The sequence below is a fragment of the Pseudomonas sp. P5_A2_2 genome (assembly GCF_054177685.1).
In genome coordinates this window covers 19,584-28,743 of record NZ_JBGCUL010000016.1, presented here as the reverse complement: position 1 = coordinate 28,743, position 9,160 = coordinate 19,584, and the positions used below count along the sequence as shown (strand labels likewise).

The window sequence follows — 9,160 nt, the reverse complement described above, 5'->3', positions numbered from 1 at the left end:
CAAGAACACTCAGTTATTTACTCAGTACCGTATCAAGGCGACCATGGGCGAATTGCTCAAAAGCCAGGGAGTGGTCGCACCATTGGCATCCGTTGTGCAGAACGACGTGAAGCCCAAGGTTCAATTGCCCGGTATGAATTGAGCGGGACCTTCGTTGTTCAATTGTTAGCCAAGAGTGCCGAGCGTGGAATCAGAAGTCAGTCGGGTTCAACTCATTCATGATCCGCGCGCGTTGCATGACGATCCGTTGCTGGATGGTCTGCTCGCTCTTTGCATGCTGCACCAAAAGCCTGCCAGCGCGGCAATGCTGACCACGGGTCTGCCGCTGCCCGAGCAACGCCTGAGTGTCGACTTGCTGCCTCGCGCGGCCGCTCGCGCGGGGCTGCAAGGTCGGGTGCTGCAACGCAAGCTGGAGGATATTCCGGCGATTGCCATGCCGGCCTTGTTGTTGCTCAAGGACGGTCGCAGTGCCGTCCTGCTTGGCTGGCAAGGCGAAGATCAGGTGCGGGTGCTGCTCAGCGAAAGCGATGGCGGCGAGTCCCTGGTCACTCGTGAGCTGCTGGTCGAYGACTACACCGGCAAGGTCTTTTTCGCCCAGCCGCAGCACAAATTCGACGTCAATCACGGCACGCTGATTCCGCGTGCGCGCTCGTGGTTTCGCGACACCCTCAAGCGTTCGCGCTGGTTGTATGCCGACGCCATTGCCGCCAGTTTTCTGATCAACATCATCGCCATGGCCGCGCCGTTGTTCGTGATGAACGTCTACGATCGTGTCGTGCCGAACCAGGCCGAAGCAACGTTATGGGTGCTGGCACTCGGCATAACGGGCGCCTATCTCTTCGACCTTATCCTGAAAAGCCTGCGCAGCCTGTGCCTGGATCTGGCCGGCAAGAAAACCGACCTGATCATCTCGGCCACGCTGTTCGAGCGCATCGTCGGCATGTCCATGAAATACCGGCCGGCGCGGGTCGGCAGCTTTGCCCAGAACATCCATGAATTCCAGAGCCTGCGGGACTTCCTCGCCTCGCTGACCCTCACCAGCCTGATCGACCTGCCGTTCACCCTCCTGATTTTCATCGTCATCGCGATCCTCGGCGGGCATCTGGTGTGGATACCGGTGCTGGCATTCCCGATTGCCCTGGCCATCGGCTATGCCTTGCAGAAACCCCTGGTAGCAACCATGGAGCGGACCATGGCGCTGGGGGCCGAGCGTCAGTCGAGCCTGATCGAAACCCTGGCCGGCCTGGATGCGGTGAAGGTCAACAACGCCGAAAGCGAACGCCAGTACCAGTGGGAACAGACCATCGGCACCCTCAGTCGCCTTGAGTTGCGGGTGAAAATGCTCTMCGGCCTGGCAATGAACATCACCTTGCTGATCCAGCAACTGGCCGGGGTGATCATGATCGTCTTCGGCGTGTACCAGATCATCGACGGCCACCTGAGCATGGGCGGCCTGATTGCCTGCTACATGCTCAGTGGCCGAGCGCTCAGCCCGCTGGCGTCACTGTCCGGGTTGTTGACCCGTTATCAGCAGGCGCGGGTGACCATGACCTCGGTCGACCAGATGATGGAGCTGCCCCAGGAGCGCAATTTCGAAGAGCGTCCGCTCAGCCGCAAGGTGCTGCAAGGCGGCATTGAGTGCCGTCAGCTCAACTTCACCTACCCGCAACAGCAGAACCTGGCGCTGAAGAACATCAACCTGTCGATTCGTCCCGGCGAGAAGGTCGGCATCATTGGCCGAAGCGGTTCGGGCAAGAGCTCGCTGGCGAAATTGCTGGTGGGGCTGTATCAGCCGGATGATGGCTCGTTGTTGGTCGATGGTGTGGATATTCGCCAGATCGACGTCAGCGAGCTGCGCTACAACATCGGCTACGTGCCCCAGGACATTCAGTTGCTCGCCGGCACCTTGCGCGACAACCTGGTTTCCGGTGCGCGGTATGTCGAGGATGAACTGGTGCTGCAAGCCGCAGAACTGGCCGGCGTCCATGAGTACGCGCGCTTGCATCCGCAGGGCTATGAGCTGCAAGTGGGCGAGCGCGGGCAGAACCTTTCCGGTGGTCAACGGCAGAACGTCGCCCTGGCCCGTGCGCTGTTGCTCAATCCGCCGATCCTGCTACTCGACGAGCCGACCAGCGCCATGGACAACACCGGCGAAGAACGCCTCAAGCAGCGCCTGGCGGCGGTGATCGAAAACAAGACCATGGTGCTGGTGACGCACCGGGCATCGCTGTTGTCGCTGGTCGATCGACTGATCGTGATCGACCGCGGGCAGATACTCGCCGACGGCTCGAAAGCCGCGGTGATGGAAGCGTTGAAGAAGGGGCAGATCAGTGTTGCTTAAGTCGGGTAAGGATTCGATCCGTCGCTACTTCAAAGGCACTGCTTCGCTGCAGGGCCAGCCGCTGCCGGAGGTCAATAAGGCACTGATCGAGGATGCGCCGCGAGTGGTGCGGCTGACGATCTGGGCGATCATCGCTTTCTTTGTATTCCTGATGCTCTGGGCCAACTTCGCGGTCATCGACGAAGTGACCAAGGGCGACGGCAAGGCGATTCCATCGTCGAAAATCCAGAAAATCCAGAACCTTGAAGGCGGTATCGTTGCCGAGCTGTTCGTCAAGGAAGGCCAGATCGTCGAGGCCGGCGCACCGCTGATTCGCCTGGACGACACGCGATTTGCTTCGAACGTCGGCGAAACCGAGGCCGATCGGTTGTCGATGCTGCTGCGGGTCGAACGTCTGAGCGCCGAGGTCGAAGATCGCCCGCTGAACTTCCCCGAAGATGTACTCAAGGCCGTGCCGGGTCAGGCCAAGAACGAAGAATCGCTCTATATAAGCCGCCGCCAACAGTTGCACGACGAGATTGGCGGCTTGCAGGAGCAGTTGATCCAGCGCCAGCAGGAGCTGCGCGAATTCACGTCCAAGCAGGCACAGTATCGCCAGCAATTGGGCTTCCAGCGTCAGGAAATCAGCATGTCCGAGCCGTTGGTGGCCCAGGGCGCGGTATCGCCGGTGGAAGTCCTGCGCCTCAGGCGTGCCGAAGCGGAGACCCGTGGTCAGCTCGACGCTACCACCCTGGCCATTCCGCGTGCTGAATCGGCAATCAAGGAAGTGCAGCGCAAGGTCGATGAAACCCGTGGCAAATTCCGTAGCGAAGCCCTGACCCAACTCAACGAAGCACGCACCGATCTGAACAAGGCCCAGGCCACCGGCAAGGCCCTGGAAGACCGGGTCAGCCGGACGCTGGTCACTTCGCCGGTGCGGGGTATCGTCAACAAGTTGCTGGTCAATACCATCGGCGGGGTTATCCAGCCAGGCAGCGACATGGTGGAAATCGTGCCGCTGGACGACACCTTGCTGGTCGAGGCGAAGATCCGCCCGCAGGACATCGCGTTCCTGCATCCGGGGCAGGAAGCGACGGTGAAATTCACCGCCTATGACTACACCATCTACGGCGGGTTGAAGGCCAGGCTGGAGCAGATCGGCGCCGACACCATTACCGACGAAGACAAAAAAACCACCTACTACATCATCAAGCTGCGCACCGACCGCAGCCACTTGGGCACYGATGAAAAACCGTTGCTGATCATTCCGGGGATGGTGGCTTCCGTGGACATCATCACCGGCAAGAAGACCGTGCTGAGCTACCTGCTCAAGCCGATCATCCGCGCGCGAGCCGAGGCGCTGCACGAGCGCTAGATCTTCAGTGGCCTTTCTGGCCTCATCGCTGGCAAGCCAGCTCCCACAGGGTTCTCTGCTGGAACACAAATATGTGCCCGACACAAAAACCTGTGGGAGCGGGCTTGCCCGCGATGGCGTCAGTCAAAACACCTCAACCCTGTGAGTAAGTGACAAATTACGTCACTCAGCCATCCACTCGCCGCCTTCTCAATCGCCATAACGTTATTCGTTAACGGTRTTTAAATTTAAATTCTTATATCTATAAAGTCAGTCTCCTGCGTACCTGCCGACCAATCGGCGCGCCGCACGACACGAACCAACACGGGACCTCCGTGAGTTTCTGATCGACGCGCGCGCCTCTGAGCGTGCCGTGCGTGGGAGTGATTTATGTCTGCAGCTTCAGCTTCGCCAAGCATCGCGCCACAATTCTTTGAGGTCCGCCCGTTCAGCGGAGCGGTGGGCGCCGAGATCATCGGTCTCGACCTGTCCCGTCCGATCAATGATCAGGACTTCGCGCGTATTCACCGCGCGCACCTGGATCATCACGTGGTGGTGTTCCGCGACCAGCGCATAACCCCTGAGCAACAGATCGATTTCAGTCGTCGTTTTGGCGTGTTGCAGATCCACGTGCTCAAGCAGTTCCTGCTGGCAGGGCATCCGGAAATCCTCATCGTTTCCAACATCGTCGAAAACGGCCAGAACATTGGCCTGGGCGACGCCGGCAAGTTCTGGCACTCCGATCTTTCTTATAAGGCGCTGCCGAGCCTGGGCTCGATGCTGCATGCCCGGGAGCTGCCGTCAGAAGGCGGCGACACATTGTTCGCCGACATGCACAAAGCCTGGGACAACCTGCCGCTCGCGCTGCGCAAAGCGGTGGAAGGTCGCTCGGCGGCGCACTCCTACACGGCGCGTTACAGCGAGACCAAATTCGAAGGCAGCTGGCGCCCGACCCTGACCCCGGAACAGCTCGCCCAGGTCGCCGAAGTGGTGCACCCGGTCGTGCGTACCCACCCGGAAAACGGTCGCAAGGCACTGTTCGTCAGCGAAGGGTTCACCACCCGTATCGTTGGCCTGCCGGACGACGAGAGCCAACAACTGCTGACCGAACTCTACGCTCACAGCGTGCTACCGCAAAACATCTATCGCCATCAATGGCAGCCCCAAGACCTGGTGTTCTGGGACAACCGTTCGCTGATCCACCTCGCCGCCGGATGCCCCAGCCATCTGCGCCGCAAGCTGTATCGCACCACCATCCAGGGCGACGCGCCTTTCTGATTTGTCGGAGATTTGATCATGTCCAAACGTCTTCCATTCGCTCCGCTGGCCGCGGCCATCGGCCTGGGTTTCAGCCTGATCGCCAGCAGCCTGGTGGCGCCGACCGTGGCCCACGCCGAAGGTGAAATCCGCATTGCCGAACAGTTCGGCATCGTTTACTTGCTGCTCAATGTGGTGCGCGATCAGAACCTGATCGAGAAATACGGCAAGCAGGAAGGTATCGACATCAAGGTCGACTGGACCCAGCTCTCCGGCGGCGCGGCGGTCAACGATGCGTTGCTGTCGGGTTCGATCGACATTGCCGGCGCCGGTGTCGGCCCGCTGCTGACTATCTGGGATCGCACCCACGGTAAGCAGAACGTAAAAGCCGTGGCTTCCCTGGGCAACTTCCCGTACTACCTGGTGAGCAATAATCCCAAGGTCAGAACCATCGCCGACTTCACCGAMAAGGACCGTATCGCGGTACCGGCGGTGGGCGTGTCGGTGCAGTCGCGCTTCCTGCAATACGCGGCGGCCAAACAGTGGGGTGACAAGGACTTCAATCGCCTCGACAAGTACACCATCGCCGTTCCGCACCCCGACGCGACAGCGGCGCTGGTGGCCGGCGGCACCGAGCTGAGCGGGCACTTTTCCAATCCGCCGTTCCAGGATCAGGAACTGGCCAATCCCAATGTGCACGTGGTGCTGAACACCTATGACCTGCTCGGCCCGAACTCGCCGACGGTGCTGTTCGCCACCGAGAAATTCCGCAATGAGAACCCGAAAACCTACAAGGCATTCATTGATGCGCTGATCGAAGCGGCGCAATTCGCGCAGAACGACAAGGGCGCGGCAGCCGACACTTATATCCGCGTTACCAAGGCCAAAATCGATCGCGCCGCGTTGCTGAAAATCATCGACAACCCGCAGTTCGAATTCAGCGTCACGCCGAAAAACACCTACCCGCTGGCGGAGTTCCTCTACCGCGTTGGCGCGATCAAAAACAAACCGGATTCGTGGAAGGACTACTTCTTCCAGGACGCCAAGCCGCTGCAAGGGAGCTGACCGAAATGAACGCCCCTTTGCAAGGCCACACGGTCAGCAAACCGATCGCGGCAGCCCAGGCGCTGCTGTCGGTCGATAACGTCAGCCTCGAATACCGCACGACGCAGCGGGTGGTGCGGGCGACCCATCAAGTCAGTTTCCAGATCGATCCGGCGGACCGTTTTGTTCTGCTCGGGCCATCCGGTTGTGGCAAGTCGACGTTGCTCAAGGCTGCCGCCGGCTTCATCCAGCCCGTGGAAGGCGAGATCCGTCTGCAAGGCCAGCGCGTCGATGCGCCGGGGCCGGACCGGATCGTGGTGTTCCAGGAGTTCGATCAACTGCCGCCGTGGAAAACCGTCAAGCAGAACGTGATGTTCCCGCTGCTGGCCTCGAAAACCCTCAAGCGCAAAGAGGCCGAAGAGCGGGCGTTGCATTATCTGGAGAAGGTCGGTCTGGCGGCGTTTGCCGATGCTTATCCGCATACCCTGTCGGGCGGGATGAAGGCGCGGGTTGCTATTGCCCGGGCACTGGCTATGCAGCCGAAAATCCTCCTCATGGACGAACCCTTCGCCGCCCTCGATGCCCTGACCCGACGCAAGATGCAGGAAGAATTATTGCTGCTCTGGGAGGAAGTGCGTTTCACGCTGCTGTTCGTCACGCACTCCATCGAAGAAGCGCTGGTGGTGGGCAACCGCATCCTGTTGCTGTCTCCGCATCCGGGGCGGGTGAGGGCGGAAGTCCACAGCCATCAATACGATTTGCACAGCCTCGGCGGTGTGGCGTTTCAGGAATCGGCACGGCGCATCCATCGGCTGCTGTTCGACGAAGGCCAGCCGACCCAAGCCGATCATGAGCTGGATTTCGCCGACATCCGCATCGCTTATTGAGCCAGTTGAAAGGAGGGCCCGATGAGCCATTTATCATCCCAGCGTGAAGAGTTCGAAACGGTTTTGCAGCCACTGACCAGCGTGCCGCTGGAGCGTGAATTACCCCTCGGCCAACGTCTGTGGCAGCAAGGTTGGCTACGTAAGAGCCTGATCCTGATTTTGCTCGCAGTGCTTTGGGAAGCAATTGCCCGGTATCAAAACAACGACCTGCTGCTGCCGGGTTTTGTGCAAACCGCACACGCCTTGTACGACGGCCTGCTCAGCGGTGAATTGCTGGGCAAGGTGTGGATATCTCTGGTGGTGTTGCTCAAGGGGTACCTGATCGGCATCGGCCTGGCGTTTGCCCTGACCACACTGGCGGTGTCGACGCAATTTGGTCGCGATTTGCTCAGTACCCTGACCTCGATGTTCAACCCCTTGCCGGCCATCGCCCTGTTGCCGCTGGCGCTGCTGTGGTTTGGACTGGGCCAGAACAGCCTGATTTTCGTGCTGGTGCATTCGGTACTCTGGGCGCTGGCGCTGAACACCTACGCCGGCTTCCTCGGCGTCTCGGAAACCCTGCGCATGGCCGGGCGCAACTACGGTCTCAAGGGCATGCGCTTCGTGCTGTTCATCCTGATTCCAGCGGCGCTGCCGTCGATCCTCGCCGGCCTGAAAATCGGCTGGGCGTTTGCCTGGCGGACGTTGATTGCTGCTGAGCTGGTGTTTGGCGCTACCAGCGGGAAGGGCGGGTTGGGCTGGTACATCTTTCAGAATCGCAATGAGCTGTATACCGACAAGGTGTTTGCCGGGTTGGCGGTGGTGATTCTGATTGGGTTGCTGGTGGAGAATCTGGTGTTTGATTCGTTGGAGCGGGTGACGGTTAGGCGGTGGGGGATGGTGCGTTAGGGAACGCCGAATGTTTGGACGACATATTGGTAATGAGCCCATTGAGCAAGGCGATCAGCGTTTCTATTTTTTCGTTACCCAGTAATTGAACGACGAGCCGTCACTTCTACGTATAAGCGTCACAAGCACTGGCCTGGGAGAGCGAGAAGAGCTTGAGCTGGAACTGGAACTCCAGTCACTCGGTCCAGAGCTGTCGAACGATGATGATCGCGAACTCGGAGGAGATGTTGGAAGATAGGCGCCGCCAGCGGGGCCGTTATTGGTCGCTGCGCTTGGTGGGCCGCTAGGCGGTGCACCACCTAAAAGCCTCTCGTGTACGAGGGTTGGCTCCGTTGGGGTTGAACCATTGAATAGAGTTCTCGGTTGGTCAAAAGAACTCGATCGCTGCGGTAAGTGGCCACGAGCGCTTGAGTTGGAGCCCATAGCCCAGCCACCGTCTCCGCTTCTTCCGAAGGGAGTTGTTGATCTATTACCAAGAGCGGTCAATCCGCCCAACGCCGCTCCGTCTGCGTATCCAGGTCGACTAAGACTCTCCGAGGCAACGCTGGTCATCCGCGCACCCTCGCTTATTATGTCTCCTCTTGGGCCGGGTGCCGCCGCTACAGGACCACCCGCTATCATTAACCCCGTGAATTCACCCGTTTTTTCAGGAGACATTGGACCAAAATCCGCTAATGGTCTGCCTGACCCTGTAGCTCCGGGGCCGCCAAATAGAAAATCGTAGCCGCGCGAAAAGAGTTTTCCCACCCTGCTATGTCCCGTCGGATCCGAAGCATTCACCGGATCCCCCACGCAATACATATACGCATTCAACCCACCCCGTCCAAACGGACTCCAACTGTCCGGGCTATGAAAGCGCATCAGGCAGGGGTTGTAGGCGCGGTAGCCGTTACCCAGCAAATACCATCCGATCTTTTCTTCGCGCAATTGGCCATTGAACCCCAGTCGTGTCTCGACTTTCTGCTGCGCGGACCGCTCGCCGTAGGCGGAGTAGCCGAGGGTGTGGGCCTGGCCATCGACGATTTCACCAATGATGGACTGACTGCGGTCGGTTGCCAGCAGTATTACCCGTGGCTCGCTGCGGTTGTTTGGATCAACAGGTTTGGCGTGACTCATACCGGGATCTTCGCGGAAGTGGAGCAGACCTTGAGTTTTACTCGCTTGAGCCCAACTTGATAACTATCAGAACTGATAGTGGTGTGAGTTGTTTCTATGGGCTAGCGCATGGAGGTGGTGACGGATCCACCGCTTTCGCGAGCAGGCTCGCTCCTACATTGGTTCTTTGTCGTACACAAATTTTGCGACCACCTTGGATCTCCTGTGGCGAGCCGTTGGGTGGTGGTTGGGAGTCGGTGTATCCCGTGGCGCAGACGGCGCAACGCTGACGGTGCCGCCGCCGGCTATCGCTCC

8 protein-coding genes and 1 pseudogene are annotated in these 9,160 nt (G+C 59.5%); 8 read left to right on the top strand and 1 reads right to left on the bottom strand.

Translation table 11 applies throughout. From position 1 onward, the window contains the following. The 7 genes and pseudogenes from ACXRVY_RS03890 to ACXRVY_RS03860 all read left to right on the top strand — a co-directional run. Nucleotides 1–142, top strand: a pseudogene (locus ACXRVY_RS03890) (TolC family outer membrane protein); the annotation flags it as partial. 42 nt (nt 143–184) lie between these two features. After that, a complete protein-coding gene (locus tag ACXRVY_RS03885; RefSeq protein WP_458237040.1) occupies nt 185–2,341 on the top strand; it encodes a type I secretion system permease/ATPase in 2,157 nt (718 codons plus the stop codon). Next, nucleotides 2,331–3,695 carry an HlyD family type I secretion periplasmic adaptor subunit gene (locus ACXRVY_RS03880; RefSeq protein ID WP_218429516.1) on the top strand — a complete coding sequence of 455 codons (1,365 nt, stop codon included), beginning with the start codon at nt 2,331–2,333 and terminating at the stop codon, nt 3,693–3,695. The genes ACXRVY_RS03885 and ACXRVY_RS03880 overlap by 11 nt, the downstream gene beginning before the upstream one ends. A 369-nt stretch (nt 3,696–4,064) precedes the next feature. Next, nucleotides 4,065–4,952, top strand: a complete 888-nt coding sequence (locus ACXRVY_RS03875; RefSeq protein WP_223463940.1) for a TauD/TfdA dioxygenase family protein — start codon at nt 4,065–4,067, stop codon at nt 4,950–4,952. 18 nt (nt 4,953–4,970) lie between these two features. Then, entirely contained in the window at nt 4,971–5,996 is a 1,026-nt protein-coding gene (locus ACXRVY_RS03870; RefSeq protein WP_458237039.1) for an ABC transporter substrate-binding protein, read from the top strand. Nucleotides 5,997–6,001: 5 nt separating this feature from the next. After that, nucleotides 6,002–6,862: an ABC transporter ATP-binding protein gene (locus ACXRVY_RS03865; RefSeq protein WP_223463938.1), complete on the top strand. Its 861-nt coding sequence runs from the start codon at nt 6,002–6,004 to the stop codon at nt 6,860–6,862. Nucleotides 6,863–6,883: 21 nt separating this feature from the next. Next, complete coding sequence (locus tag ACXRVY_RS03860) at nt 6,884–7,750, top strand: ABC transporter permease (RefSeq protein WP_457265714.1); 867 nt, start codon at nt 6,884–6,886, stop codon at nt 7,748–7,750. A 63-nt stretch (nt 7,751–7,813) separates the two neighbouring features. On the opposite strand, the gene ACXRVY_RS03855 is transcribed toward ACXRVY_RS03860, so the two are convergent. Then, a complete protein-coding gene (locus ACXRVY_RS03855; RefSeq protein ID WP_223463275.1) occupies nt 7,814–8,695 on the bottom strand; it encodes an RHS repeat-associated core domain-containing protein in 882 nt (293 codons plus the stop codon). Here ACXRVY_RS03855 and ACXRVY_RS03850 point away from each other — a divergent pair. Next, on the top strand, nt 8,600–8,926 hold the full coding sequence (locus ACXRVY_RS03850; RefSeq protein ID WP_223463276.1) for a hypothetical protein: 327 nt from the start codon (nt 8,600–8,602) through the stop codon (nt 8,924–8,926). The genes ACXRVY_RS03855 and ACXRVY_RS03850 overlap by 96 nt on opposite strands. Nucleotides 8,927–9,160 lie beyond the last annotated feature (234 nt).

Coding starts and splice junctions, on each gene's coding strand:
- ACXRVY_RS03875 (WP_223463940.1), top strand. CDS start 4,065: ATGTCTGCAGCTTCAGCTTCGCCAAGCATCGCGCCACAATTCTTTGAG.
- ACXRVY_RS03865 (WP_223463938.1), top strand. CDS start 6,002: ATGAACGCCCCTTTGCAAGGCCACACGGTCAGCAAACCGATCGCGGCA.
- ACXRVY_RS03860 (WP_457265714.1), top strand. CDS start 6,884: ATGAGCCATTTATCATCCCAGCGTGAAGAGTTCGAAACGGTTTTGCAG.
- ACXRVY_RS03850 (WP_223463276.1), top strand. CDS start 8,600: ATGAAAGCGCATCAGGCAGGGGTTGTAGGCGCGGTAGCCGTTACCCAG.